This window comes from Enterococcus sp. R12, assembly GCF_058135755.1.
The window spans coordinates 504,183-529,871 of record NZ_CM176874.1 but is presented as its reverse complement, the minus strand read 5'-3'; the positions used below and the strand labels follow the sequence as shown (position 1 = coordinate 529,871).

The following is a 25,689-nucleotide window of genomic DNA, read 5'->3' as shown; positions in this document are numbered from 1 at the left end:
TTTTTTAACATAAAAATCTCTTATTTTATTTCAAACTACTTCACCAATCTTATAATTAAAATACGAATAATGATTAAAACTAGCGAGAACAATGAAATGAAGCTTTGCTGATTTAAAAGTTGAGAGTATGATTTTTAAACAAGTTTTTAAATTTCAAAACATGTTTTTAATATCGAGAGAACACTTACATTCGTTTTGAAACCATTTATACTAATGAATGAAGAAACAGTGGCCACATCTTTCTTCTAGCTAAAAATAGCTAATAATGCTTCACTCAGTAAGATTTCAAATTGATTTAATGTTGTTCCAAAAAAAAGATTGGGTTGATAATCTGATATTCTTTTTGGTGTATATGTTTCTGTACTGATTGTTAACGTCGCCAAGTTGCCTATCTTTGAATTCTTTTCACCAACAAAAGCAATCAAATCAATATGATGGTCGTTCGCAACTTTAGCTAATTCAGCTAAACGAACAGTATCCCCTGAATTTGAGATAATAAAAAGCAGGATATCGCTTTGAACATTTTCTCTCAAGAATTCAAGATGACTATTGGCAGTCGCACGAAAACCATGTAGATTAAGAGCTTCAGAAAAATAATTTGCTATATTTTGAGAAAATCCTGATCCAAGGATCATCATTCGTCTATCTCGGTAATCAGACATCAGACGAATAAATGTCTCTTTTTCTTTGTCTGAAAAGATTTTAGGCAAGGTCATACTGTGCCGTTGATTGCCTAACGAAAAGACTAATTCACTATATCCTGTAAAGCCAATTTTTTTAGCCATTTGTATAATTGTAGCAGTAGAAACATAAGAAACTTTGGCAACATCTCGAATACCTAAGTTTTTTAATGACTGACGATTTTTCCACATAAATCTTAAGACATCAGCTTCTGAATTGTTCAACTGATATTTGTCAATAAGCATTTCAATATCCATAAGATCCACCTCAAATTTTTAGTTAGGAGTATTATATCATGACAGAAAGTAAATTCATTCAAGATCCATGGGCAAAGATGACCACACGTAACGGGCTGCGAGGAGATGAAGTTATTTCTGCACTACAGAAATCGATTCGCCGTGGAAAGGAAAAAGATGCTTGCGAGTTTGCATATGAAATGTACATTACCTCGCCACAATTTGAAGAAAAATTATGGCGACGCTTATTGGCAATTAGTGTAGAAGATGTAGGAATGGGTAATCCTTTAGCTGCCATCATGATTAATAATTTGAACATGATGCGTAGAGAATTCCAGTATAATGAATCAGACCGTGCAATGTATTTCTTCCATGCAATACGTTACTTATGTGATTCTGAAAAGGATCGTTCATCCGATTTACTCAAAAATATCGTTATAAAGAGCTTCGCTATGGGCTATATTCCAGAAATACCAGATATTGCTTTGGATAAACACACCACTCGTGGGCAAGAAATGGGGCGAGGGTCCGAACATTTTTTATATGAAGCAAGTAAAGTAATTCCTCAAGCCGATATTGATAATAATTACAAAGAACAATATGAAAAAATAATTGAGAAATATGATCCAGAACGTGTCGTGCCAAGTGCTTTTGCTTTCAACCCTTGGCAAGTATAGGAGGAAATAGTATGGAAAATTCTGCACTTGTTATAAAGCTTAATGAAATACTGAGTCCATTAGCAGCTAAAATTGGAAATCAACGTCATTTGAAAGCTATATCCAGTGGGATGATGTTCAGTCTGCCTTTTATTGTTATCGGTTCTTTTTTTCTGATTTTTGCCAATCCACCTATAAATATTGACCGTTACAACCCAGAAACAGCAAATTACTTCATGCAATTCATGGCCGGTTGGAAATATTTTGCAGTAGCAAATTATGATGTAATTACTGCGCCTTATAATTTGACGATGGGTATCATCGGTTTGATCAGTGTTTTTGGTATTGCCTTCTCACTTGCTCATGAATATAAATTCAATGCATCCATGAACGGAATGATAGCAGTAGTCATTTTTCTAACGGTTTGCACTCCTGTGAAAGATGGAATGATTTCACTAGATTTTTTAGGTACGAATGGCCTTTTCGTTGCAATTATCATCGGTTTGCTTGTTGTAGAGGTGAATCGCACTTTTGAAATAAAAAATATCAAGCTGAAACTTCCAGATACTGTCCCACCAATGGTCTCAACCTTCATCAATATGTTGGTGCCACTACTTACTAACATCATTATTTTTTATGGAGCCAATCTAATTGTCTTATCGACAACAAATACAATTTTCCCAGAAGCAATAATGCAATTACTAACGCCTGCAACAAACATTGCTGGCAGTTTAGGAGGTTTTTTATTTATTGTAACTTTAGGGAATATCTTGTGGATGTTTGGTATTAACGGCTCATCAATTATCTTCCCAATCGTCTTCACGTTAGGAATCGCCCAAACTGGCTTAAATGCTGAACAAATGACAAATAATGAGACGATGACCCACTTGATGAACCTTCAAATGTTCCGTGTTTCCGTTCTTGGCGGAGCTGGTGGAACCTTGGGATTAGTGTTACTAATGATGCGAAGTAGAGTTCCAGAATATCGTACGATAGGAAAATTATCATTAATCCCTGGAATCTGCTCCATCAATGAACCAGTCATCTTTGGATTGCCGATCGTCTTCAATCCTATTTTAGCAATTCCATTTTTATGTACACCTATTGTCTCTTTATTATTAACTTATTTCGCTCAGCAATTTGGATGGATTGGATTAGGATTTATAATTGATCCCTCATTCACACCTTTCTTTGCGCAAGCCTATCTTTCTAGTATGGATTGGCGTAATATTCTTTTCTGCTTCGTACTTATCTTGGTCAGCATTTTTATTTACTATCCATTCTTTAAAATAATGGAAAATAATAGAATAAAAATAATAGATGATAAGCTAGAAAGTCTATAAGGAATAACTGAAATTATACTGAATTTTTAGTACTAATTGATAGGAATCCAGCTAAGTGTCTCTCAGCGTTTATAAACTTAGGACCGATAGAAATGACTCTATAATTCATGGGACAGATGAATCAGAATTGATTCTTCAGTCCCATTTTCATTCTAGTATAAAAAGCATATCGTTCATTAGTATGATTAAATCACAATAAAATAAATCACTTAGAGGACGATATGCTATATGAATAACTCATTATTTCAATCTAATTTAGTATATACACTTTTTTCCTATTCTTTTTGGATAGTCGTCTGCGGGAAAAGATCTTTTTCTGACAAGGGACGTCTAGTAGGAGAACGTTCTGAAAAACAAGGAATCGTTGCTTATTGTCAGGATTCCTGCATAGTGTTCGAACTAGTAGCAAACTATTTTCCCTGTCCAACACTCGCTACCCCTCGTTCTAATAAAACACGACCGGCAACCTTTTTATCTCATGAAGCAATTCTTTGGTTTGCTGATTATTTTTTGCCGTCATTGCATTCAAATTTGCCAGCTGATTGTCTGCTTCCATTAGTCGGTCATTGAGCATCAAAAAGCCTTTTTTCATCAGTTCTGAGTTTTCTTGGTGGCGCTCCTCTTCTCTTAGAATCTGAAAGGCATGCTCCCAGCTGCTTGCTCGCTGATCTTCCAGAATCTGGTAGATATAGCTTAAGCGTTTTAAAGTATCCAAATCATCTGTTTGCATGGAAGGAGGAAGGACTGGTCTTAATTGATCGTGGGTAGACAATGACTGCGTAATCGGTACCAAGGTCAATTCCTCTAGTTGATCCAGCGCATGATTTCGACATTCATCAATCTCTTGCCGTTTTTCCGCTAAACCAAATTCTTCCTCTAAGTTTCTTCCTGCCACCCGCTTTTGATCCGCTTCGGCTGCCTCTTCACTCAATTTTACTATTTTCTGCTCAAGGCGCTTTACTTTGGCACCTTCACGCACTTTTATAAAAAGAATGATTGCAACCACAAGGACAATAAAAGCAACAGCGTAGTTGGACTCCCACCAATTGAAAATCAGCCGAACGAGATCCATGCGAAACCATGCCCCTGCTGTTTCAGGACTTCTATCAAATAGCGCCACTCTTTCACCAAAGCGCCTCATTTCAAAGTCTACCCAGATTTTTATGAGGTAATTGAGTGCGATGAAGATGACGCCAGTTATCCCCGTTACTAGCAGCAATAGCCGTTTGACTGGATATGGCTCCTGTTGCTCTATCTTTTCCATTAGCGCAGTGATTTGGGGCCAGACTTCTCGTTGTGATTTATTTAGCTCTAAAGATGCATATTTTTTGTAGTTCTCCTCAGTTGCCCGAAGAGTACTCTCCGCCTCTGCTAGAATCGCTTGCTTTTTTCTTTCTTTTGCCTTAACGACTTCCTTATAATTTAGGGCATTGCTTAAATACATCGACAAATAATTCACTAGCTCTTTACGATCCATCGTACCAACATCTTTGTTTAAAAATGAAACGCCAAATTCTTCCATCATAGCTACCCCTTACTTTTCGTTCACTGGACTTTTTTCAGCTAGCATCGTAATAATAAAAAAGACACTAAAAATGATTGGTGAAAAATAAAAGAGCATCAAACGAATCGGTAGGATCAGCAGCATCTGTCCAACGAGTTTGATCAGCTTGAACATACTTTGGTGGTTATCCTTTTCATAATAGCTCTGATTCACGACTCTTTGCTCTTCTACGGGAACGTCTACTTGGATATCTTGGTAGGTATTCCCAATTCTGACATTTTTTCTTATTGAACGAACACTATTGAAGGACTTTAGCACGCGACGCTGATTTTTTCGATAAGAAAAAATTTCTTTTTCATTTGAATGCTTGAGCGCTTCAAAGGATTCTGCAATCTTTGACAATTCTGTTTTTGATAAAAAGAGAAATAATGGCTTGACCCGACTGAATAGCCCCATCACATAGGGATAAAATAAAAGAGATAAGAAAGTAATATAGACAAGATTTGTAGTAGTAAAAAGGGGTCTTAAGCTGTCGCCGCTTAGCAGCGCGATTAGTTGACCTACGCTCAAAAGGAACAGGATAATAAACGTTAGACAAAACGATTCATTGACCCAAATGAATCGAGTAAAGCCAACCTTGAGCTTAGCTGGATTCTCTTCTTCTAGCATTCTCTCCTCTAAAAATTCCTCTTCTTCCTTTTCAAACCTCATCGCTGTACGTTGAATCGTCGCCAGTGATCGCTTTTGGAAAAATTGTTCTTGATAAGCTAACTCCCAAAGATAAAGGATAAAAATAGAGACGAGCTGGATAAGCGTAAAAATCAAGTTTCCTAAAAACGGTCGGATCACACTCGTCACAAACAGTAAGCCTATACTAACAAGGAAAATCGGTAAGCTTTTTCTTGTTGGTAGATACAACACGAATCCGATGAAGCAAAAACAAGCGATTTGAATGCCTTCTAAAATCGTCCAATACATAGCGCCAGATGGATCCATCACCCAATTCATATGCAAGAACCAATCGACGATCGTATTGATGATCATAAAAAGGCACGCCAACGGTATCAAAAGTTTTGGCTGAAATAAACGGTACACTTTTAATTTTTCATAAGCCAGAGTGAATCCCTTACCAAAAACAAAAAACACAAAGAGCAAAATTGCCCCCACAATCTGCATGAATAAGCCATCATTGCTCTCTGCATAGACGGTGTCTTTTCTTTGTTTCCCCAACCAATAGTTTCTCATCATTTCTCCTCCAATTTCTTTAGTAGCCTGCGTAATCGCCATTCAGCAGTTTGTTTTTTGCTTGAAGACTAAGCTCCCTTACTTGTTCTTCCGAAAGTTCTCCCTCACTCCAAAGATGCCAAAAGTAATCATCGATTCCTGCTTCTAGTTGATAAAAACGTTCTGCGCTGTAGCCTGAAGCAGCAATCATTTCCTCCGTGTACACCGCTGTACCGCGATTTGCTGGCATAACATTGATTCCTTTTGCGGTAAAAGAGGCATAAGCATCGAAAAACTTTTGTGGATGAGCTAAACTGAGCGGATCCTCTTGTTCTGCAACGGGCTCACTAATAGGAGTAACTGGACCGATGCGATCAAAGGTGTATTCTGACACTTGGTCTTCGCCACCGTTTGATAATCTTGTTTCGGTCACAAAAACTTGCTGATCATTGATTGGCTTGACCACTAAAATGGAACGAAACGGCCCGTTATTCACTCCACTGAAAGCAAATGTATTTGCTTCGTCAGAATCCGTACTTGCCCAAGACTGTCCATAATCAAAGAGATCTGGTAAGTTCATTTTTACAATTTCTAACGCCTCTTCTTCGGTTAGCGCAGCAGCTTTTTTGGCTTCTTCTCGTTCTGCTTCGGCTTTTTCCAGCGCTTGTTGGTTCTTATTTATTTGATCGGTAGCTTTGGTCGTCAGCTCGCGATACTCCCCCTTGGCTTCAATTTCCGTTAACTCCTTTAAAAGATCATTCGCAGCCTGATAATCCTTTTTCTCCGACAATGCAATCCCTTCGTCTAAGCGCTTTTTTGCCTCCGCAATTTCATTCGTTTTTTCTGCCAATTCACTAGTTAACTCGGCTTGTTTTTCCTGAATTGCTGCTAATAGTTCCTCTTGCTCCCCTAATTTTTCCAATGTATTTCCAGCTTTCGTCAGTTCAAAATCATCTGTCAGTTCTTTGGCTTTAGCCATCAGATCGACTTGTTCGAGGTATTTTGGGACTTGATCCTCCTGTCCTAAATCAGCTAGCTCATTGATTTCTTGGCGTGCTGTTTCATAGTCATCCTTTTTGATAGCCTCATTGATTTTGTTGTACTGTTGCGTTGCCTGAGCCTTCGTTTCTTGCAGGGCTGTTTCTTGCGACTGATTCCAATAAACAAAGCCACCAACTGCCGCCAACAAGAGAACCACTGTACCAATCACTAGTTTCTTTTTCATTTTCCCTAACTCCTCTTAATAAATTTCTTTTCCTGCCTTTTGCTTGATCGTTTCGGAGAATCCCCTTTCCCAATCCTCCTCTCCAGAAGATGAGTCATCATTTGTTTTTTAAATACTGCTTATTTATTCTTTTACAACCCTATATAATACATATATGTATTATTTTATACACCAAAAATACATTTGTCATCTGATTTTTTCCATCCGTAACCTCTATGATTAATCTATAAGGAGGTGGCTCTTGTGCTGAATGAAATGGTTGCCAGCCAAATTCGTCATTATCGTACCGCCAAAAAGATGACGCTAGCGGACCTCTCTCGTACCTCAGAAATTGATGACACCTACTTAGGGCGAGTGGAACGCAACGAAATCAATATCACCCTCAATACACTTGAGAAAATCATCAAAGGATTACAGATGACACCTGCTCAGTTTTTTGGTTTTTTAGAACTCGAATCCGATAACCCCGAGTTAGTTAAGATTGTCGATTTGATTCAAAAGTCACCCAATAAAGAGAAATTGACCTCCATCGCAAAAGAGATCGTAAAACTTTCTGAGCCGTAAAGAATTGGTCTGCCCACCAATTCTTTTTTTTGAATAAAAAAAGCCTTAACCCTCGGGGCTAAAGCTATCATACCTGATTGAATTTTAAAAATAAATACCTCACAAGGCGATGAATTAATTTCGTAATCTAATAAAATTTTTTGTTAAATTAATTTTAACCCTTCTGTCAAGTCACGTCAAGATGCTTTTTTATTCGTGTGTTTTTCGATCAGAATTTCTCTCGAAGAAACCTCCTATACCGCTACTTTGCTAAACACCACAGTCAGCAAAAAAAGGGTTGGATATAAAGATATAGCGGTCGGTCTGCCAGCACCTGCCTTACACCTGAATCGTTTCGCCAATCGATAACGACGGGTGCACTGCGCTCCTTGTTATAGTACACTAGTTAAAACAAAGACATTTAGGAGTGATTAAATGACTCAGACAGAAGTAACTTACAAGAGCTATTTGGAACAGCCCGAAGCTTTAACCTTTGACGAAATGCAGACGATCCACGAAGCAATTTTGAAAAATGGCACGATCACTGATACTGATTTTCAAGACGCCTGGCAAAGTATTTTGCAAGCAGCACTGCGATACACAACGATCCGGGCACAGTGGCATAGTTTTTCACAAGATGAAAAACGAGCGATCGATGCAGAGCGTACCACCCTTCATAACACGATTATCGATCAATTTATCTTTCTCGAACGAGTCTTTCAATTGAATCAATGGGATAGCCAAACATGGACCTCTTTATTATTTTTGCAAGAACACCGAGAAAAGCGCACAAGACAAGACATCAACCAACACCGCAAACGCATTGGGGATTTTGCCAATTACCTAGTGTTTGCAGCAGCGGTTAATGGTCGGTAGTTAAGAAAATAGGAAAAGCTAGGAATCATCGCATTGAATGATTTCTAGCTTTTTAGTTTGGCTGTTTTGGTATATAAGCTATCTATCTAAGCTTGCTCAAACTTTATAGTTTGGATTGTCCTTTCAAGATTTCTCGTGATCATGCATCAAGTCCTTTTCCAATAATTGTTGAAGTGCTTTTCAGCATTATTCTTTTTGAAAAAAGTTCTCATAAAGCCGATTATTTCTTCTCGTGTATATCCATTCGTATCTGTTTCAAGATCCCCTACCTCTGCTAAATGCGAGTTAGGTCAGCAGAGTTTGTTAATGCTAGTCCTTATTGCTAGTCTTTTTCGGTATCGGTTTAAAAATGTTCCCTACCAGTTTCAAAACGATTCATTCCTTATTTTGATAGGATTCGTATTTTTGTGTCAGGCGTATTCAGAAATTATCGTTAAATAATGCACACTAACATTTTTAGTTTTACATCAAATAAATATTTTATCATTTTAATTCAACTAATTCGTTCAATATGCGATAATCATTTATGAAAGGATGATTTGATGAACCTTACAGTTACCAACCTAAGACATCTGCGGATCGCTCAAATTTCTTTGTTAACATACTATATTTATTTAGCCTTCCATGACAATATTTTCAAAGCTATTCCATTACTTTTTATCAGTGGCTTTTTAGATTCCGTATACCCGCCAGACTACGCAAGCCAGTCATTTTGGTTCCCTTATAAAAAGAAAACAATATTTTTAAAAAGCAACAATTTGTTTCTAGAAAGAGCATTGGAAATCTTAACCATAATTGTTCTTGGTGTTTTTTTATCGCTTGTTTTTTAAATTAAAGGAACAACTTGCGATTGCTGGTTCCCTTTTACCCAACAACTGAATTATGTTTCTATTACTCACTATTTTTTATCCATTTGTCTATTAAAATGGATTTACCAAATGAATAACGAATCCTTGACTGTTGAGATGACGCTAGTATCTAATCGAAAGGAAAGATGATTGTTTATGAAAAGAATTTGTTTTGTCTTAGTGTTGAGCAACGGATTATCTTACACACCATTAACTCCAGGTGTTCTTTATCAAAGAGACACAAGCCTCAAAGACTATTTTTCACCGTTTTACGATGTTTCAATCAATTATCTGAGAGATAAAGATACTGTTGATTACTTGGTCCTTCCTGAGCCATTCGCTCCTTTTGATAATGAAAATAACCTCCCCATCATAAAAGTTCCTTCAAAATTTTTTCTGACTAAGGATTTTGAAAAAATTAAGGCGTACATTGATGACTACTTTAAAGAAAACGCGGAGAAATAATACTGATTCAAGAATATTAAATTGATACTAATGAAATTCATCCTAAAAAAAGTCGTAGTATTTGAACCATTCCCTGTCCACTTGATGGCGATGGCTAATCAAATACTGCGGCTTTGTCTTTTCTCTTAGTTATATTAACTTTTTTTCCACAAAAATATTTATACTAATCGGGACTCAATAGAAGATCATTAATCCAAGTTAGATAGAGAAAAGTATCTACCCAATTTCAAAATGAGTATTTTTTCATACCTTCCATCATTATGCACGATATCTAACATTTAACTATATAAGTTGAAGCATTCCGTGGATTATCTATTAAAAATAAGAGAGGAAATCGACCCTTTACCAGTAAATTTCGCTTATATGAAAATTTTAGATTATGAATAAATTTATAAAAAATACAATAAAATCAGGTTCATATATAAACAAAATATAACGGCAGACTTCCTGATATGAAGCGTATCTTCATCAAGCAATTAAATAAAAACAACCGCCATACAGCTTATTTTCCTACTGTCAGTTGGTTACACTTTCGACTTGTAAAAGTTTTAGATGTAATCAATATTTTTGTATCCTCTTCATCGTTAAAGCAATCAGATAATTTAATATTATCAACACAAAATATTATTGTTATATTTTTATTTATGTGTTACTATTTTTTTGTTGTCTAACTAACAAAAAAATGAGAAAGAAGGTTCAATATGTCGTTTCTGAAAAAATCAAAGATCGCTTGTTTTATCGCTTCACTTTTCATAGTAATTTCGCCCTTTTTTGGAACATTACAAATTGTAGCTGCAAACGAGATCAATACTTCTGTGGAAACAGAAGCAATCGAACAAGAACTTATTAATCAATACGCAGAGGATTTAGAATTTATATATGAACACGCTGCTGTGACGGACCGTGAAGGAAATATTGTTCAGATCAACTTGACTGTGATGAGAGAAAAATATGGTAATAATGAATTCTATGATATGTTAGAAAGAGATTTTGGTCAGCAACAACCTCAATTGAGAAAAGCAAACTTTGTCGATTGTATGAAAAAAGAATTTGAAAAAATTGTAGGTTTAGATATTGCAAAACAAATTTTCACGCCTCAGGTAAAAAATTTAATAGCTAGTAAAGCATGGAAGAAAGCGTCTGAAGTAATCATTAAGACCTTAGGAAAAAAATTAGGAACAGCTGCTTTGAAAAAAATATTAGGAAAATTAGTCCCTGGTGGAATTCCAGCTCAAATTATTTTCAGTGCTGGAAAATGTGGGATAAAAGCGGTAATATAGATTTATGAAAAAAATAATTGGTTTTATACTTATATGTGTTGTTATAGCGGCAATTCTTCCAATCGGATATTTTTTAATCTCAACTATATTCTTGAGAACACCACTAAACGAAGCGTTCAGGGACTTCTTGCTTACCTTCGGACTAATGTTCATAGTGACTGTAGTAGGAATGTTTTTCAAAAAAGACTGAGTCTTTAGAATTGCTATCCAAAAAATTCAAAGCCTTAACATTTTGATTTTCTAGGTATTCCTTGATAGATGAAAAAGGCGAAATATAAATATTTCGATCATGCACAGCAAAAAAGTAGCCCTTTTTCACCATAGGCTTATAAATTGTGCAAAAACAAATCTGAGATAGAATGAACTTTATTCTATCTCAGATTTTTTGTTGTTCTCCCTCATTCAATGATTGATGAAAAGATTAATTCTAACTATAGTACTTATTTCACTGTTTTATTTTCACATCTTTGTTTTCTATAATCTAGATCACTTCATATTTATATTTTTATTTGAGGTGATTAACTTGTAGTTATTTACCTCTATCGATGAAAAATTTACTTTAGCCAGCGATGCTATGACAACAGTAAAAACTAATTTGTACCTATTCTGCTACCATTTATCAGACAAATTCAGAAAATACTCATTTGACTAGACAAAATTAAGTTAATCATCATATTTACATACTTATCTAATGATTAAACAGTTTATTTGAACTTAAATTAAGAATTATTGACATTGATGTCACCTAACGCACACTCCTGCATGTTATAATTGTCACTATAAAAATTATAGTAGGAGCGTGATTAGCTATGGGTAAAATTGAAAAAAAGGAAGTCGTGGGAAATATTGTCGCATTCACTACTGTTCTTCCCGACCTGATGGATTTTCGCAATTCAAAACTTGCAACTTTTAGCTACTTCATTGATGGAAAATATTATATCTCAGAAAATAGTATTCCTGTTCCAATGAGATATGGTGTGGGCAATACAATGACCATCAAATATAACGTAGAAAAACCTACTGAGATTTTTCCAAGACATTATTTTGTCATTTAATTGCAGCGACGTATTCTGCTCCTTTTTTGGATAACCAATTCAAAATTTTCCGATCTCTACGAAAAAACTGAAAGAAGCGAGTAACTTCTTTGTGATACTATCAGTAAAAAGGAGAATTTTTATATGCTTATCCCAGCTATAAGTTTTCAAGGAAATTGTGAAAATGCAATAAAATTTTATCAAGAGTCGTTAGATGCTCAAGTTAAGTCCATCGTTTATGCGAGTGAAGCTCCGGTAGATTCAGGTTTAGATCCTGAGATGCCTGATGATTTCGTTATGGACTCAGAAATCATCATCGACGGACAGAGAATCATGATGACAGACGGCAGACTAAATAGACCAGCAAATGATTTTTTCTCCTTTTGTCTTGTAAAAGAATCCGCTGATGAAGTTACTACTATTTTCAATAGCCTTTCGATAGACGGAAAAGTGATTGATCCCCTTGCACCAGTATTCTGGTCCTCGCTCTATGGTATGGTTGAAGATCAATATGGTATCACATGGATGATCATGACCTCGCATTAGTAAACTGCCTTTTACTTACTACTCGTTTAGCTATTTTTTTATTTCAATAAATTGGATGTTTGTTTTTTTAGTACCATTTACTTTTGATATTATTTATTTATCGTGGTATTCTTTTTCTAGAGGTGATTCGATGAAAAAGAATAGTACTCGGTTAAGTCTATGGAAAATTTTGTTGATTGCGCTTGCTTTTGTCGCTGGTTCCTTTCTTGCAAAAATGGTCTTTTCTTTATTTTTTGTACACGTCTAATAACTAATTCAGTCTATGATCATTGTTATCAAGGAGGCGTTTTTTATTGAATAAAGTTCCTAAAGTATTCAAATGGGTAGGTATATTCTTGGCAGTCCTCTTTCTCCCTGCTTTCGCTACTTATGGCATAGACAGGAAAAATAAACAGAATATATCGGAAAAAGGGAACTCTTGAGTTGCCTTTTTTACTTAAAAAAGTTTTTGAGTTTGATACCTTTGTTGATACTGAATTTAAAAGGAGTGATTGTATGACCACCAATACAGAGTTTACAGTTGAAAAAGTCTATAAAAAAAGCACCAATGAAATCTTTATTATTACCGACCCTGAGACACAAGTGCAGTATATTCAAACGATAGTTACAGGTGCTAGTGGAAAAAGTGTTGCACTTACACCAAGAATAGAGCCAGATGGAAGTATTCATTATAAAGAGTAAGTGAGATCAACTTTTGTTGATCTTTTTTATCTCCTAGTTGGTATTTTCTTCTGTTAGTACAACGATCAAGCCAATTCATTTGTTTGAGTTCCAGATAAGGTAAGGAAAATAGACATGGTGTGGTTTTGGATACAGTTTTTTCGTGGTGCTCCATATTTCTTTTATCAAATAAAAAAAAAGACAAAAAGGAGCACTCCCGAGAGTACTCCTTTTTCACTGTTTTTGTGGAAAACAGCAATATACTAGTTAGTAAAGTTCTGAAAGCAGTGGTGTATAGGTATTACCCACAGACTCTTCCATCTAAAATATACGTTTCAGATAGATTAGAGTAGATAAGTATGCCTCATCAATTCAGCATATATGATTATGGCATTCTGATAAGAACGTATATCTTCACCTACATTCACAGACCTTTTCACAGGTCACCGACGCCAGTTTCTCATTTAATGAGGGGTAACTATTCATTTTATGGACGTTTTTTCATGCGTATTAAAGAACACAATATACTTCTTTTCTAAATGGAACTTTTGTTTTTATGTACTTCCTTCGCTTCCTAGCATGTCTTGAATATGGCACTTTATTTTTTTTATAAAAATAGGCAACTATCATTTTCTTTTTTTGTCTTTGCCATAACCAATATTTCTGATATTCTTCTTGTCCACCACCAAGGTCATTTTGAAGTGTGCGTGTCTTGATCTTAATTTTATACTTTCCTCTATATTTCCAGTCAATGAAAATCATAAGTGCTATCGCTATGATAATCAATACGATAAACGAAATGATTATCGGTAAAGTAGGTTTTATGTGCAAGTCATACCATTTTTCTAAACAATCTTTGACCTTATTTATTAAGTCTACAAATTCTATTTTAACCGACTCCTTTTATTTATCATTATACCAAAAAAGCCCATCAAAGTGATGGACTTCTCAAATATCTACATCGACATCTAATGCAGAATTTCTATTCATTTTTGTGCCTACACTGATCCTAAAGATTACCCTCGCATCGTTCACAAAGAGAGTCGTAACTAAACACCCATAAGTATACCAATATCATTGGTGCTGTATGGGTGTGATAGAATTGTCGTAGACCTGTACTGGTCAGCGCAATCTCGCCCTTATCCAAGACATTAGGGAGCGTACAATTTTGGAGCCCCTTTTGTGCTAAAAAACTTTATGGATTTCTTCGTACTTCCTTTACGAACTCTTTACATGCACACTCTATATTCAAAACCAAAAAAGGAGCTGATCCTAAATTTTCAGTCGTATCTTTCTCTACCAACACTAAATGTCGAAGAGCCGGAAAAAGTTCCCTATCCATCGTTTGCTTATACTCCCTCAAGAAGATCTTCCCAATTTTCTGGGAACCCAATAAGAGAAATATCAATATATTCATCATAAATATTAATCAGTGTACGTAGATTTTTGAAAAACAAAGAAAAATATTCCTTATCAAGACATAATTTTTTGCAAATTAATATAGCTGCAAAAAGCCGATCGTTTGTTAAATTTCGTTCTTTCTTTGACCATTTAGCACGAATCGGAATGATTTTATCGTATAGTCTACCGTTATGCGCACAAATATTTCTAACTACCGAAAGGACATAGATCCAGTTCGCTAAGAATTTACTTGAAACTCCATAATTTTGTTTAGCAATATTGTTTTTAAAGTCAGCCATCAAATTACTGTAAAATTTTGATAAGGTCCCAAAATCGGATATTTCCAGTACAACCCATATCGGAAACGTATTCTCATAATTAGATATGTAATGATGCGTATATAGCTCTTTTCGCTTCACTGACTGATCCACAAGCTTTTGAAAAGAGGCTAGCCACATCTGATGATAGGTTTCATTCTCAAAATACTGACTATCGTAATGGGCTACTGGTGACGCTGATAGCGAAAATTCATTACCTATAACTGATCTCAATTCAATTTCAATATGTTCTATAATTTGAAACACTAATAACCTTAGCCTTTCGTCAAAACGATAATTCTCATAAATATGGTTAAAGGTTACCTCGTCTTCAAAGAAGTCTTTCGCTTGATAATATGGTAAACAATATCCTTTAAACCTAAAATACCCTATTTTTTTAATTGCATTTTTCGCAAAAGAATCGTCATCAATCGTTAAATTTCTTGATCGCAGTATTTCGATTTGTTCATCAAGCGTTGTAGCACATCGATTATACGCCATTGTTTTCTCCTATATACAAAAACGTCCCCGCTTGGGACACATTGCTAAGAGGTGTGCGGGGTTCTATTAACTATAATATAACATCATCACCAATAATTGTAAATAAAATTCACTCAAATAATAATATTAATTTAAATATTATTTAAATCATATTTCCCTCAATAAATAAAAAACATTCGTTTAGATTAGTTTAGCAACTGTATGAAATTTTCCATTTTTATGTATTAAATAACAACGAAAACAAACATGCCATATCATTTATAAAATTCCGATAATAACATGAGTAATTTTATCATCACTAAATTCCTTCCTTCTCAATTATTTATTTTAGTACTGCATTCATTCTTGCAGTACTACAATCAATTATTTTTAAAAAGAGGTGTAACGATACGAACATCTGCTTGTTTTCCTCATGCTACTCCCCTCATTTAGCCTGTGCACCTGATAGAAATAACTGTTGTGACTGTCTTGTGATCATAACTATCACTACTTTGTTTGATCTGATGAATGGTTACATCGTAATTCTCTCGTAACCATTCCTGTAACCTATCTTCTAGAAATTACACACTTAATCGCTTTTGAAATTCATTCCTACTGTTAGTACCTTCAAGTTTTTATTCTCATATGCTAGTCCTCTGTTAAGCATCGTTTACTAAGGTTTTAATATCCTAATAACAATTGTAACCATAACTACACTTGCGGTAGCTGTGCCAAAAATTCAATGAATCGTTCAGGCATCAATAAAGCTCAAACAAAACGATCAAGTAACCTGACTTAGAAATTTATTATCATATGATGTCTGAGGAAGCTAAAAACTCAGCTACAAAGTTTGCTAATTTTGTTTGTTCTTAATCGTATCACAGACCTTTTCACTGATATTTTGCACTTTAGAGCAATATAAAAAGCTAGAACCCTTATACATAAAGGTTTCTAGCTTCAAAATAGTTGTTACCCCACACTACCTTCCATCTCATAACTAATCAACCGGTTCAATTCGACTGCGTATTCCATCGGTAATTCTTTGGTGAATGGTTCGACGAATCCCATGACGATCATTTCGGTTGCTTCGCTTTCGGAGAGGCCGCGGCTCATTAGGTAGTACAGTTGTTCTTCTGAGATTTTGGAGACTTTGGCTTCGTGTTCTAGGGACACTTGGCTGTTGTGGATCTCATTGAATGGGATGGTATCGGATTTCGATAGGTCATCCATGATGATAGTGTCACACTCGATATGGGAGATAGAGCCTGCGCTCTTCTTGCCGAAGGTGACTTGTCCACGGTAGTTTACTGCACCGCCGTCTTTAGAAATTGATTTTGAGACGATGGAGCTGGAGGTATTTGGTGCATTATGGATCATTTTTGCACCAGTATCTTGGATTTGGTTGGCACCTGCAAAGGCAATGGAAAGCATCGTGCCTCGTGCGCCTTTGCCATCAAGATACACACTTGGGTATTTCATGGTTGTTTTGGCACCTAAGTTGCCATCGATCCATTCAACGGTAGCACCTTCTAAGGCTTTGGCCCGTTTGGTTACTAGGTTGTAGACGTTGTCTGACCAGTTTTGAATGGTGGTGTAGCGGCAGTAAGCGTCTTTTAGGGTAAAAATTTCAACGATGGCTGCGTGCAAACTATTGCTTGAATAGGTTGGGGCGGTACAACCTTCGACGTAATGGACGCTGGCGCCTTCGTCAACGATGATCAATGTGCGTTCGAACTGACCGGTATTTTCGGCATTGATTCGGAAATAGGTTTGTAATGGCACATCGACACGAACGCCTTTTGGTACATAGATAAAGGTACCACCTGACCAAACGGCTGAGTTTAAAGCAGCAAGCTTGTTATCGGTTGGTGGGACTAATTTTGAAAAGTATTGTTTGAACAGCTCAGGGTATTCCTTCAAGGCTGAATCGGTATCGGTAAAGACGATGCCAAGTTTTTCAAACTCTTCTTTCATGTTGTGGTAAACGACTTCTGATTCGTATTGAGCAGAAGCGCCAGCCAGGTATGCCCGCTCGGCTTCTGGAATACCAATGCGTTCAAAGGTCTCTTTGATTTTTTCTGGTACGTCATCCCAATCACGGGCAGGACGATCACTTGGTTTTTGGTAATATTTGATGGCATCAAAATCGATGTCAGACAGGTCTGGGCCCCAGTTTTGCATGGGCATCTTGTTGAAGGCTTCAAGAGACTTCAAGCGGAACTCAAGCATCCATTCTGGCTCTTGCTTGACCCGTGAGATTTCACGGACGATGTCTTCGGTCAATCCTTCGCCGGTACTAAAAACAGGCTGCACGTCATCGTGGAAGCCAAATTTATATTCTTCTAATTCGGGTACACCCATGGTTCTCACTCCTTTTGTAGTGCGGTTGTCTATTCGCTGGTTTCTTCAGTGTCAGATTCATTGGCGTGGCTGTGACTGACAGATGCTTGTGTACTGCCGGCAGCAATGGCTTTTTCTAATGCTTTCCAAGCTAAAGTCGCACACTTGATGCGTGCAGGAAACTTCGCCACACCTCCAAGCATGGAAGCATCGCCTAAGCGATCGCTTTGGGGAATGTCATTTCCTTGGACGAGCTCAGAAAACAAGCCTGATAGCTCACCAGCTTCTGCTAGTGTCTTACCGATAATCGCATCCCCCATCATGGATGCACTGGCGGTACTGATGGAACAGCCTTCGCCAGTAAACGCGATGTCTTTGATGGTGTCTCCTTCGACAGCGAGCTCCAAGTGGATCACGTCGCCACAGGTAGGGTTATTCAATTCGACTTTATACGTTGAATCATCCAAGGTGCCCCGATGATGTGGGTGGCTGGAATGATCCAGAATGACTTGTCGATACAAATTATCTAATTTCGTTAGTGCCATGTTGGAAAAACTCCTTCGTCAGCTTGATGGCGTCAACCAGTCGATCGGCGTCCTCTCTTGTATTATACAGGTAAAAGCTGGCCCGTGCAGTCGCTGGGACTTGCAAATAGGTCAAGAGGGGTTGGGCACAATGATGACCTGCCCGTACCGCGATGCCTTCCATGTCTAAAGCGGTGGCAACATCATGAGGATGGATGCCTGCTAGATTAAAGGCGATCACTCCCGTGCGTTTCGCTGCTTCTTGGGGGCCATAGATGGTCAAGCCTTCAATGGCTTGCAGTTTTGGCAAAACGTAAGCAGCTAAGTCTGCTTCATGGGCGTGGATGTTTTCTAAGCCGATTTCTGTTAAGTAATCCACCGCTGCACCTAAACCGATCGCACCGGCAATATTTGGTGTACCAGCTTCAAATTTCCACGGCAGTTCTTTCCACGTGCTTTCTTGCAGATGGACAAAATCGATCATTTCACCGCCAAATTCGACGGGCTCCATCTGATCCAGCCATTGCCGCTTGCCGTATAAGACACCGATACCAGTTGGTCCGCACATTTTATGACCAGAAAAGGCATAGAAATCACAATCCAGTGCTCGGACATCAACTGTCATATGTGGAACAGCCTGAGCACCATCCACCACCATGACGGCTTGGTGCTGATGCGCCAATTTGGTTAGCTCCGCAATCGGATTTATCACGCCTAAAACATTGGAAACATGAGCGATCGAAACGATAGCGGTTTTTTCTGTGATCTGTTTCTTGGCATCTTCCATGTCCAAGGTGCCTTCTGGCGTCAGCTGGATATATTTCAAGGTAGCTTTTTTTCGGGCTGCTAATTGTTGCCAAGGGATGATATTGGAATGATGTTCCATATAGGAAATCACGATTTCATCACCTTCATTGACAAAACGGTCGCCGTAGCTGCGGGAGACCCAATTTAAACCAGTGGTCGTCCCTCGAGTAAACAGCACTTCCGCCGTTTCATTCGCATGGATAAAGCTGCGCACTTTTTCCCGTGCGCCTTCATAGGAATGGGTCGCCCGTTCTGCGAGGGTATGGACCCCACGATGAACATTGGCATTGTCTTGATGGTAATAATCGGCGATCGCCTGCAGCACCGCCTCTGGCTTTTGCGTAGTGGCGGCATTGTCGAGGTAGATCAATGGTTCGTCATTTACGAGCTGATCCAAGATGGGAAACGCTTGTTTCACTTTTTGGGCATCGATCATGCGAGTAACTTCCCTTCGATAACGGCAACCAATTCTTGTTGCACTTCTTTGACTGGGATCGCGGTCAAGACGGAGCCTAAGAAACCACGAATCACCAAACGTTCCGCTTCTGCTTTGCGCAGCCCACGACTCATCAAGTAGTACATTTCTTCTGGATCGACCCGTCCCACACTGGCTGCGTGTCCGGCGGTTACTTCGTGCTCATCGATCAAAAGGATTGGGTTGGCATCGCCCCGGGCTTGGTCAGAAAGCATCAAGACCCGACTTTCTTGTTGCGCGTCCGCCCCTTTTGCTCCTTTTAAAATGTGTCCGATGCCGTTAAAGGTTAAGACGCCGCGTTCTCTAATGACGCCGTGTTGCAGGATATGGCCAATGGAATGCGGTGCTTTGTTGGTAACACGGGTGTCAATCCCTTGTGTTTGACGCCCAGCACTAATTGCGACCGCTTTGACTTCCGAATGCGCGCCTTCGCCTACAAGATCAGAATCAAAGTCCGCCACGACGTCGCCGTCATTCATGACTCCAATTGCCCAATCTACCATCGCATCTCGTAATACGTAGCCGCGACGATTCATGTACGTAGTGATGTTGACACCTAACTGATCAATCGCAGAGAATTTGACCTTCGCACCTGCTTTGGCGATCACTTCCACTACGATATTGCCAGACAGTTTTTTCGCTTGGTCGCCTTTGGTTTGGAAACGTTCCAAGTAGCTGAACTCACTGTGCTCATCAGCAACGATCAAAATGTGTTTGAAGAAATGCGCTTGACTATTGCCATTGTGATAGAAAATCGCTTCAAGGGGTTCTTCGATCACCACGTTTTTTGGTACATACAAGAACATGCCGCTATTCATAAACGCCGCATGTGCTGCGGTCATTTTGTCTTCATCCATTGGCACTGCTTTGGTCATGTAGTATTGATTGACCAACTCTGGTACTTCTTTCATTGCTGTAAACAAGTCAGTGAAGATCACGCCTTTGTCGATCAACTCTTGCGGTAATTGCTCAAAGATGGTGGTGTCATCAAACTGAACGAGAGTCGGATGGTTATCCATCGCGTCAAAGGCGGGAACCAAGCCAGCACCTGTCTCCTTAGATTCACTTGCAGGTAAGGTTGGATCGATGAAGCCTGCAAATTCTTTTTCACCTGCAAGTGCTTGTTCGTCGATATTGAACAATGGCCAACGCTCGTAACGCACCCGCTCGATTTTTGGAAACGCAAGTTCATCCACTTTCGCAAGGGCTGCTTGGCGTAATTCCAACATCCATTCAGGCTCTTCTTTTAACGCTGAAAAAACGTTGACTTGTTCAAGATAATCCTGTAATTTTGCCATTTACCTTGCCTCCTTACGCTTCTTCTTCTTTGTAGTCGATCCCTAACTCTTTACTGATCCCAGCATAGCCTTCTGCTTCTAGGCGTTTGGCTAAATCTGCCGAACCGGTCATCACGACACGGCCTTCCATCATGATATGAACCACGTCTGGTGTGATGTAGTTTAACAGACGTTGGTAATGGGTGATTATCAAAGCGCCAAAGCCTTCGCCGCGCATTTCATTGACGCCTTTTGCTACGACTTTCAAGGCATCAATATCTAGACCAGAGTCGATCTCATCCAAAATCGCAAAGGTTGGATCTAGCATCAACAATTGTAAGATTTCATTTCGTTTCTTTTCTCCACCAGAGAAGCCTTCATTCAAATAGCGTTCCGCCATTTCTTCTGGCATATTCAATAAATCCATTTTTTCATCTAATTTTTTCAAGAAATCCATGACAGAGATTTTGTCGTCTTCGTCACGTTTGGCATTGATCGCTGCCCGCATAAATTCCGCATTGGTGATGCCTGGAATTTCACTTGGGTATTGCATCGCCAAGAACAGACCTAAACGCGCCCGTTCATCCACTTCCATTTCCAAGACATTTTCGCCGTCGAACAAAATTTCCCCTTCTGTCACTTCATAATTCGGGTTGCCCATGATGGCAGCGGACAAGGTTGATTTCCCTGTACCGTTTGGTCCCATGATGGCATGGATCTCTCCAGTTTTTAACACTAAGTCAACGCCTTTTAAGATCTTTTTATCTTCGATTTGGACGTGTAGATTTTTAATTTCTAAAACTGACATTTCTTTCCCTCCAGTATCTTTTCTTTCTCACTATTTTAGACTAATTGAGAATGAACTTCAAACGCTATTCCCGACTTTTTTAAAATATTTCTAATCTGTACATTGGAATTATTATAAAGTATTACATAGAGATAGTACATGGTTATTGTTCAGAATGTCGACTATTTTTGAAATTTTACTTTTATCTTTCCACTATCTTCTTTTCTCTATTGTTGAAACCTTGTATTCTTAGGAAATCAAAGTGAAGGACCCTCACTCGTTTTTTGTGAGGGTCCCTCACTTTTTCCATCCTGCTTTTTTTTAACTATAATGGAAAATTAAAGTTCATCATAAAATGCTGTGCAACATTAATCAGTTCTTTTTTTGATAGTTTCCCTAAAATTTCAATCTTTCTACCGTCACGCTCGGAATAATCTAGCGTATAAACTTGCTTTGTATTTACTTTACTTCCAGGTTTCAATTTATCGTGTTGAATATCGACAAAGTAAGGACGCTTCCTATCTGTACTCGTTATTGGACAAACAATGTTCAAATTTGAAGTGTAACTGTACTCATCCCTGCTGATGACTAAAGCAGGCCTGCGCTTTTTGATTTCACTCCCTTTCGAGGGATCAAAATCAATAAATACAAGAGTCCCTTGTTCGAGCCTATTCATCAAGCTGCCTGCCTTCAACAATAAAATCAGCAGCTAGCATATCTTCTTCATCAACAAATTCTTTCTCTTTCGCAGCTAAAAAATATCATCGATCTTAGGAATCAAGGAAATCGTACCATCGTTTTCTTTGCTGATAAAGTAGGCCTTACCAGCAGGAATCTCAAACTTACTTGCTAGCGTGACCATTACCGCATTTCCTTGCTTTCTTGTTTTCACTGTATCCAAAACAATCACCTTTCCTTCATAACATATATAGTCTATTTCACCACGTAATTACTGTAATTACAAAATACAGCTAGGAGATCAGCCCCTTTTTTACTAGGTACTTTACTATACGCAAAATGCATCTGATAAATCATCTACAACAAAAGAGGACACGAAAAAATCTCGCATCCCCTACCTTCACTTCTGCTGTGCCCATTCTTCTCGCAAGATGCCATACTTGATGGAATCATAATAGGTGCCTTCCCAGAAACGGACTTTGCGGATCTGGGCTTCTTTGGTCATCCCTAGCTTTTCTCCTAGTTTCATCATGCGGTGATTGCCCGACCACGTGGTATAACCGACACGCTGGATATGAGGCTGTGATTCAAACAACTCATTGATCCACTGGCGAATTGCTTGGCTGCCAATACCTTGATTCCAAAGGGAAGCATCATAGATGGCTATCCCGAATTCCAACCACTGCTGCAAGGTATTGTCTTCCCAATAAGCGGTCGCGATCCCTACGATTCTTCCTTGATAGCTGATCGCTTTACGTAACGGGTTGTCGATACAGCTAGCGCCAAACCCCGTTCGAAATTCTTCCCACGTCAACACGGGGTCTTGGAAATACGGTCCGTCCCATTTTTTCCATTCTAAATCTGCCTTAGGCCCATAGCTGATCGACCAAAGTTCAGCAATCATTTCTTCCGTAATCGGTTGAAGTGTGACTGTTTCTGCCATCATCAAGCCCCCCTTTCTCCTAAAAAAAGTCGTCTCCTTTATTCGTAGACGACTTTCTTTCTATTTTATCTGAAATTTCCGTAAGTTTAAATAAAGGAGTCCGAAAAAAAGGACTGGAAAAAGAGTAAAGCCAAATTGCGGCTTCAAAATCAAGGCGACAAAAACGGCAACAAACAAACAGGTTGCTAACAAACTAACAGGCCATTTTTTCAAAGTGAAGAAAAGTGCGGTACGCAGGACATCTTTCTTAGCGGCTTTTGGATTACGCACTTGGAAGTACCAAGCGTTGATACTTAGAGCTATGGAAAGCATCCCTAACAAAAGAAAGAAAGGAACGAGCCATTTGCCACTTTCAAATTGAACCGCAAACAGAATATCCACGATCGCAATGACACTTCCCAGCCAGCCGATGAGCCAATAGAGAAACCCGCGCACGGCAAAGGTTCGTAAAAAGTAGCAGAAATCTTTTACTGGATCGATGTCTTTGTGTTCTGCAAAGCGATCGATCGCAGCCAGGAGGCTGATCATGCTTGGCCCAATCAGCAAAAATGCCAGTGCAAACCAAAGGAGGTTTCTAGGATCGACTGCCAAGAACATTGCCGTGAGGGTGTAGGGTGTATTCACGACCCAAAAACTGATATTCAGGGCAAAGCCAATATATAGCCAGCGGAAGATCCGCATGTAAAGATTATTTTCAAATGTAGGTTTGGTAAACATGATTGATCACCTCAATTTTTCATTCCCGAAGTAGCGATTCCTTCTACGAAGTATTTTTGCATTGCTAAAAAGACGATCGCCACTGGCAAAATGGAGACCACAGATGCTGCCATGATCAGGGCGTACTCGGCATCATATAAGCCGACAAACATTTTCAACCCTAACTGAATGGTTTTGTTTTCGGTTGAGGAAAGGTAGATAAATGGTCCCATATAATCGTTCCACGTATTGACGAAGGTGATGATGGTCAGACTCGCTAAAGCGGGCTTCGTCAGTGGTAGAATGATTTTTCGATAGATCCCCCACTCACTCAGGCCGTCGATCCGCGCACTTTCACACAATGAGTCAGGAATACTACTATAGTATTGTTTCAACAAAAAGACGCCAAAGGCACTGAAGGCTTGTAAGAGGACCAAAGACCAAAGCGTGTCTGTCAGCCCGAACTGGCGCATCATGATGAACTGAGGAATCATATATGATTGCCAAGGAATCGCAATCGTACCGATGTATGTCAGAAACAACAGGTCGCGTCCTTTGAAATGCATCTTCGAAAACCCATAGGCCGCAAAGCTAGAGGTAAACAGTTGGATCAAGGTAATGATGACGCTCAAAAATGCTGTGTTCTTGAAAAAAGTCAGCAAAGGAATGCGATCCCAGATCACCGTATAGTTTTCAGGGTGCCAACTTTTTGGAATCCATTGGATCGGTACGCTAAAAACATCGTTATTGGTCTTAAAAGAAGCAGAGATCATCCAAAGAAACGGGATCAGTGTCACTAACGCGAGAAATGTTAATAAAAGAATCAAGGAGACACTGCCGACCGACAGCTTGGCTTTTTGTTTTGGTTTGGCTTGAACATTCTTTTTACTCAGTGTATTTTCCATCTGTACTCCCTCCTTACACCCGTTCTTGTCTTTGGTTCCACTTAAACTGGATCACCGTGATGCCCAAAACGATCACAAACAAGACCATGGCGATCGCAGATGCGTAACCAAAATTAAATTTCACAAACGCTTCGTTGTAAATTTGATACACCAAGACATTGGTGGCTCGACCGGGTCCGCCGGCAGTCATGACTTGGACCAAATCGAAGATCTTGAAACAGTTGATGACCAGCATGATCGAAACAAAGAAGGTCGTTGGTCGTAAGGACGGCAAAGTCACGTTGCGAAACTGCTGCCACTTGTTGGCGCCATCGATCGAAGCCGCTTCATACAATTCCTTTGGCACACTTTGTAACCCTGCCAAGTATAAGATCATGTAATACCCCATGCCACGCCAGACGCTGACTATGATGATCGCCGTCAAAGCCCAATCAGAGCTGGAGGTCCAACCAGGAGGATTTTCAATAAAAAATTTCAAAAACTGATTGATTGGTCCCATCGTTGGGTGAAACAACATGTTCCACACGACAGCGATCGCAACTAACGAGGTGACATAAGGAAAGAAGAAGGCCGTACGGAAAAACTTCATTCCACGTACTTTTTTATTCAATAAAATCGCTAAGCCTAAGGAACATACTAACGTCAATGGAACGACGCCAATCGTATAGAGAAAGGTGTTCTTTAACGATATCCAAAAGGTGTCGTCCCCTAGCATTTTGCTGAAATTTTTCATTCCCACAAATTCAGGTGAACGAAAGGAATCCCATTCCATGAAAGCCAGAATCAATGAGAACACAACGGGCACTAAGGTAAATAAGAAAAAGCCGATAAAGTTCGGTGCAATAAAAGACAGCGCGGTTAGCGTATTTTTGCGTTTCAACTTATTGGCTGCTTTTGATTTTGAGGTTATTTCCATATTTGTCTCCTGCTGCTTGCCA

25 protein-coding genes are annotated in these 25,689 nt (G+C 38.7%); 9 read left to right on the top strand and 16 right to left on the bottom strand.

What is annotated here, in order from left to right:
• Window positions 1–245: 245 nt before the first annotated feature.
• Window positions 246–938, bottom strand: coding sequence for a MurR/RpiR family transcriptional regulator (locus tag ACTW1R_RS02470; RefSeq protein WP_005227461.1), 693 nt, complete (start codon window positions 936–938; stop codon window positions 246–248).
• A gap of 38 nt (window positions 939–976) precedes the next feature.
• Here ACTW1R_RS02470 and ACTW1R_RS02465 point away from each other — a divergent pair, with 38 nt between their 5' ends.
• Window positions 977–1,594 carry an AAA family ATPase gene (locus tag ACTW1R_RS02465; RefSeq protein ID WP_005227458.1) on the top strand — a complete coding sequence of 206 codons (618 nt, stop codon included), beginning with the start codon at window positions 977–979 and terminating at the stop codon, window positions 1,592–1,594.
• Between the two features lie 11 nt (window positions 1,595–1,605).
• Window positions 1,606–2,916, top strand: a complete 1,311-nt coding sequence (locus ACTW1R_RS02460; protein ID WP_270290082.1) for a PTS sugar transporter subunit IIC — start codon at window positions 1,606–1,608, stop codon at window positions 2,914–2,916.
• Window positions 2,917–3,361: 445 nt separating this feature from the next.
• Here ACTW1R_RS02460 and ACTW1R_RS02455 read toward each other — a convergent pair whose 3' ends face one another.
• From ACTW1R_RS02455 to ACTW1R_RS02445, 3 genes are read right to left on the bottom strand one after another with little or no spacing between them, the layout of a single operon-like run.
• The gene (locus ACTW1R_RS02455) at window positions 3,362–4,438 is read right to left on the bottom strand and encodes a hypothetical protein (protein WP_271815037.1); all 1,077 of its coding nucleotides are present in this window, start codon (window positions 4,436–4,438) and stop codon (window positions 3,362–3,364) included.
• 12 nt (window positions 4,439–4,450) lie between these two features.
• The gene (locus ACTW1R_RS02450; protein ID WP_271815035.1) at window positions 4,451–5,665 is read right to left on the bottom strand and encodes a hypothetical protein; all 1,215 of its coding nucleotides are present in this window, start codon (window positions 5,663–5,665) and stop codon (window positions 4,451–4,453) included.
• 19 nt (window positions 5,666–5,684) lie between these two features.
• A complete protein-coding gene (locus ACTW1R_RS02445; RefSeq protein ID WP_271815034.1) occupies window positions 5,685–6,869 on the bottom strand; it encodes a hypothetical protein in 1,185 nt (394 codons plus the stop codon).
• Window positions 6,870–7,112: 243 nt separating this feature from the next.
• Here ACTW1R_RS02445 and ACTW1R_RS02440 point away from each other — a divergent pair, with 243 nt between their 5' ends.
• The 7 genes from ACTW1R_RS02440 (at window position 7,113) to ACTW1R_RS02410 (ending at window position 13,142) form a co-directional block, all read left to right on the top strand.
• The gene (locus ACTW1R_RS02440) at window positions 7,113–7,433 is read left to right on the top strand and encodes a helix-turn-helix domain-containing protein (protein ID WP_015508925.1); all 321 of its coding nucleotides are present in this window, start codon (window positions 7,113–7,115) and stop codon (window positions 7,431–7,433) included.
• Window positions 7,434–7,847: 414 nt separating this feature from the next.
• Window positions 7,848–8,288 (top strand): hypothetical protein, encoded by a 441-nt coding sequence (locus tag ACTW1R_RS02435; RefSeq protein WP_118215584.1) that lies wholly within the window; start codon window positions 7,848–7,850, stop codon window positions 8,286–8,288.
• Window positions 8,289–9,292: 1,004 nt separating this feature from the next.
• Entirely contained in the window at window positions 9,293–9,601 is a 309-nt protein-coding gene (locus ACTW1R_RS02430) for a hypothetical protein (RefSeq protein WP_086294528.1), read from the top strand.
• A gap of 701 nt (window positions 9,602–10,302) precedes the next feature.
• Window positions 10,303–10,881 carry a hypothetical protein gene (locus ACTW1R_RS02425; RefSeq protein WP_142968030.1) on the top strand — a complete coding sequence of 193 codons (579 nt, stop codon included), beginning with the start codon at window positions 10,303–10,305 and terminating at the stop codon, window positions 10,879–10,881.
• Window positions 10,882–11,690: 809 nt separating this feature from the next.
• A complete protein-coding gene (locus ACTW1R_RS02420; RefSeq protein WP_016609659.1) occupies window positions 11,691–11,936 on the top strand; it encodes a hypothetical protein in 246 nt (81 codons plus the stop codon).
• Between the two features lie 123 nt (window positions 11,937–12,059).
• Window positions 12,060–12,461 carry a VOC family protein gene (locus ACTW1R_RS02415; RefSeq protein WP_195961056.1) on the top strand — a complete coding sequence of 134 codons (402 nt, stop codon included), beginning with the start codon at window positions 12,060–12,062 and terminating at the stop codon, window positions 12,459–12,461.
• Between the two features lie 495 nt (window positions 12,462–12,956).
• On the top strand, window positions 12,957–13,142 hold the full coding sequence (locus ACTW1R_RS02410; protein ID WP_060792949.1) for a DUF6440 family protein: 186 nt from the start codon (window positions 12,957–12,959) through the stop codon (window positions 13,140–13,142).
• A gap of 1,328 nt (window positions 13,143–14,470) precedes the next feature.
• Here the strand turns inward: ACTW1R_RS02410 and ACTW1R_RS02405 are convergent.
• From ACTW1R_RS02405 to ACTW1R_RS02350, 12 genes are all read right to left on the bottom strand, one after another.
• Complete coding sequence (locus tag ACTW1R_RS02405) at window positions 14,471–15,340, bottom strand: Abi family protein (protein ID WP_128489780.1); 870 nt, start codon at window positions 15,338–15,340, stop codon at window positions 14,471–14,473.
• A 948-nt stretch (window positions 15,341–16,288) separates the two neighbouring features.
• Window positions 16,289–17,680, bottom strand: coding sequence for a Fe-S cluster assembly protein SufB (gene sufB, locus ACTW1R_RS02400; protein WP_005232103.1), 1,392 nt, complete (start codon window positions 17,678–17,680; stop codon window positions 16,289–16,291).
• 29 nt (window positions 17,681–17,709) lie between these two features.
• A complete protein-coding gene (gene sufU, locus ACTW1R_RS02395; RefSeq protein WP_156237073.1) occupies window positions 17,710–18,204 on the bottom strand; it encodes a Fe-S cluster assembly sulfur transfer protein SufU in 495 nt (164 codons plus the stop codon).
• Window positions 18,182–19,426 (bottom strand): cysteine desulfurase, encoded by a 1,245-nt coding sequence (locus ACTW1R_RS02390; protein WP_271814325.1) that lies wholly within the window; start codon window positions 19,424–19,426, stop codon window positions 18,182–18,184. Before ACTW1R_RS02390 ends, sufU begins: the two co-directional genes overlap by 23 nt.
• A complete protein-coding gene (gene sufD, locus ACTW1R_RS02385; protein ID WP_015508910.1) occupies window positions 19,423–20,763 on the bottom strand; it encodes a Fe-S cluster assembly protein SufD in 1,341 nt (446 codons plus the stop codon). Before sufD ends, ACTW1R_RS02390 begins: the two co-directional genes overlap by 4 nt.
• Window positions 20,764–20,776: 13 nt before the next feature.
• Window positions 20,777–21,550 carry a Fe-S cluster assembly ATPase SufC gene (sufC, locus tag ACTW1R_RS02380; RefSeq protein ID WP_005232112.1) on the bottom strand — a complete coding sequence of 258 codons (774 nt, stop codon included), beginning with the start codon at window positions 21,548–21,550 and terminating at the stop codon, window positions 20,777–20,779.
• 304 nt (window positions 21,551–21,854) lie between these two features.
• The gene (locus tag ACTW1R_RS02375) at window positions 21,855–22,205 is read right to left on the bottom strand and encodes a type II toxin-antitoxin system PemK/MazF family toxin (protein ID WP_271814323.1); all 351 of its coding nucleotides are present in this window, start codon (window positions 22,203–22,205) and stop codon (window positions 21,855–21,857) included.
• A 75-nt stretch (window positions 22,206–22,280) separates the two neighbouring features.
• Entirely contained in the window at window positions 22,281–22,421 is a 141-nt protein-coding gene (gene mazE, locus ACTW1R_RS02370) for a type II toxin-antitoxin system PemI/MazE family antitoxin (protein ID WP_489927555.1), read from the bottom strand.
• A gap of 186 nt (window positions 22,422–22,607) precedes the next feature.
• Window positions 22,608–23,150: a GNAT family N-acetyltransferase gene (locus ACTW1R_RS02365; RefSeq protein ID WP_010748768.1), complete on the bottom strand. Its 543-nt coding sequence runs from the start codon at window positions 23,148–23,150 to the stop codon at window positions 22,608–22,610.
• A gap of 60 nt (window positions 23,151–23,210) precedes the next feature.
• Window positions 23,211–23,867, bottom strand: a complete 657-nt coding sequence (locus ACTW1R_RS02360; protein WP_271814319.1) for a YesL family protein — start codon at window positions 23,865–23,867, stop codon at window positions 23,211–23,213.
• A gap of 11 nt (window positions 23,868–23,878) precedes the next feature.
• Window positions 23,879–24,751 (bottom strand): carbohydrate ABC transporter permease, encoded by an 873-nt coding sequence (locus ACTW1R_RS02355; RefSeq protein WP_005232123.1) that lies wholly within the window; start codon window positions 24,749–24,751, stop codon window positions 23,879–23,881.
• Between the two features lie 13 nt (window positions 24,752–24,764).
• Window positions 24,765–25,667, bottom strand: a complete 903-nt coding sequence (locus ACTW1R_RS02350) for a carbohydrate ABC transporter permease (RefSeq protein ID WP_081117115.1) — start codon at window positions 25,665–25,667, stop codon at window positions 24,765–24,767.
• Window positions 25,668–25,689: the final 22 nt, after the last annotated feature.

Coding starts and splice junctions, on each gene's coding strand:
- ACTW1R_RS02470 (WP_005227461.1), bottom strand. CDS start 938: ATGGATATTGAAATGCTTATTGACAAATATCAGTTGAACAATTCAGAA.
- ACTW1R_RS02465 (WP_005227458.1), top strand. CDS start 977: ATGACAGAAAGTAAATTCATTCAAGATCCATGGGCAAAGATGACCACA.
- ACTW1R_RS02460 (WP_270290082.1), top strand. CDS start 1,606: ATGGAAAATTCTGCACTTGTTATAAAGCTTAATGAAATACTGAGTCCA.
- ACTW1R_RS02455 (WP_271815037.1), bottom strand. CDS start 4,438: ATGGAAGAATTTGGCGTTTCATTTTTAAACAAAGATGTTGGTACGATG.
- ACTW1R_RS02450 (WP_271815035.1), bottom strand. CDS start 5,665: ATGAGAAACTATTGGTTGGGGAAACAAAGAAAAGACACCGTCTATGCA.
- ACTW1R_RS02445 (WP_271815034.1), bottom strand. CDS start 6,869: ATGAAAAAGAAACTAGTGATTGGTACAGTGGTTCTCTTGTTGGCGGCA.
- ACTW1R_RS02435 (WP_118215584.1), top strand. CDS start 7,848: ATGACTCAGACAGAAGTAACTTACAAGAGCTATTTGGAACAGCCCGAA.
- ACTW1R_RS02430 (WP_086294528.1), top strand. CDS start 9,293: ATGAAAAGAATTTGTTTTGTCTTAGTGTTGAGCAACGGATTATCTTAC.
- ACTW1R_RS02425 (WP_142968030.1), top strand. CDS start 10,303: ATGTCGTTTCTGAAAAAATCAAAGATCGCTTGTTTTATCGCTTCACTT.
- ACTW1R_RS02420 (WP_016609659.1), top strand. CDS start 11,691: ATGGGTAAAATTGAAAAAAAGGAAGTCGTGGGAAATATTGTCGCATTC.
- ACTW1R_RS02415 (WP_195961056.1), top strand. CDS start 12,060: ATGCTTATCCCAGCTATAAGTTTTCAAGGAAATTGTGAAAATGCAATA.
- ACTW1R_RS02410 (WP_060792949.1), top strand. CDS start 12,957: ATGACCACCAATACAGAGTTTACAGTTGAAAAAGTCTATAAAAAAAGC.
- ACTW1R_RS02405 (WP_128489780.1), bottom strand. CDS start 15,340: ATGGCGTATAATCGATGTGCTACAACGCTTGATGAACAAATCGAAATA.
- sufB (WP_005232103.1), bottom strand. CDS start 17,680: ATGGGTGTACCCGAATTAGAAGAATATAAATTTGGCTTCCACGATGAC.
- sufU (WP_156237073.1), bottom strand. CDS start 18,204: ATGGCACTAACGAAATTAGATAATTTGTATCGACAAGTCATTCTGGAT.
- ACTW1R_RS02390 (WP_271814325.1), bottom strand. CDS start 19,426: ATGATCGATGCCCAAAAAGTGAAACAAGCGTTTCCCATCTTGGATCAG.
- sufD (WP_015508910.1), bottom strand. CDS start 20,763: ATGGCAAAATTACAGGATTATCTTGAACAAGTCAACGTTTTTTCAGCG.
- sufC (WP_005232112.1), bottom strand. CDS start 21,550: ATGTCAGTTTTAGAAATTAAAAATCTACACGTCCAAATCGAAGATAAA.
- ACTW1R_RS02375 (WP_271814323.1), bottom strand. CDS start 22,205: ATGAATAGGCTCGAACAAGGGACTCTTGTATTTATTGATTTTGATCCC.
- ACTW1R_RS02365 (WP_010748768.1), bottom strand. CDS start 23,150: ATGGCAGAAACAGTCACACTTCAACCGATTACGGAAGAAATGATTGCT.
- ACTW1R_RS02360 (WP_271814319.1), bottom strand. CDS start 23,867: ATGTTTACCAAACCTACATTTGAAAATAATCTTTACATGCGGATCTTC.
- ACTW1R_RS02355 (WP_005232123.1), bottom strand. CDS start 24,751: ATGGAAAATACACTGAGTAAAAAGAATGTTCAAGCCAAACCAAAACAA.
- ACTW1R_RS02350 (WP_081117115.1), bottom strand. CDS start 25,667: ATGGAAATAACCTCAAAATCAAAAGCAGCCAATAAGTTGAAACGCAAA.